The following is a 739-nucleotide window of genomic DNA, read 5'->3' on the forward strand; positions in this document are numbered from 1 at the left end:
GGTAGGCTGGGGTGAGGATCGGCGGCGGCATGTCGGCCCCGAGGCATCCGCAAGCGATCCACCTTTGGCCAATTCGCGCCTGCTGCACCAACATGATGCCGGCTTTTTCGTCGGTCTCGGTTCCTTCCCCGATGTACCAACGTACAAGCGCCTGTTGCAGTTCATGCCGCAAGGGTATCCGGTTGCCGCCAGTACCGTCCGTATCGCGATGGACCAGCCACATGATGAACATCCTGAATGGGAGAAGCGTCACGAAGAAGTGTACATTCGGTATCATGCTTGACAATGTGCGCCTGAGTGACTTCCACTAAATCTCCAATCCGATTGGCGGTGACGATGGCCCATTTCCGACTGGCGGTGTTGATCCTTCTACTTTGCATCGTACCGGAAGTCGCCGCGGCTGATCCTGCGCACCGCATTCGGACAGTGGAAATTATCAACATGCATACCGCGGACGTGCAACCCGCAGCATACATGGACCACGTCACCGCTTCTACATCAGTGACAACTGTGCCAGAATTTCACCTCTACACACTCCGCCACGATCAGGTTGCCACCGGGGCGCAGACCTCGGACACCGCGCTGCAGCTAACGACAATACCGGGACATTCCCCTCATTCCGTACCGAAAGTTGTGCCAACAAGGTCATCGATCATGATTCCGGCCTGGCTATCGGACACCGCCGCTGACATTCCAACGGTTGCAAAAGGATCAGGCTGTACCGACCTGTCTTATCGTC

At 56.7% G+C, this 739-nt stretch carries 1 protein-coding gene and 1 pseudogene; one reads left to right on the plus strand and one right to left on the minus strand.

Annotation, left to right across the window (positions count from 1 at the left end; translation table 11 throughout):
- A pseudogene (locus tag LH128_RS34870) lies at window positions 1–223 on the minus strand (hypothetical protein); the annotation flags it as partial.
- Between the two features lie 113 nt (window positions 224–336).
- On the opposite strand from LH128_RS34870, the gene LH128_RS34875 reads away from it, so the two are divergent.
- The coding region (locus tag LH128_RS34875; protein WP_327195314.1) for a hypothetical protein at window positions 337–739 on the plus strand (403 nt) is incomplete at its 3' end.

Origin of the sequence: Sphingomonas sp. LH128, from assembly GCF_000293195.2 — a bacterium.
Taxonomy (GTDB): domain Bacteria; phylum Pseudomonadota; class Alphaproteobacteria; order Sphingomonadales; family Sphingomonadaceae; genus Novosphingobium; species Novosphingobium resinovorum_A.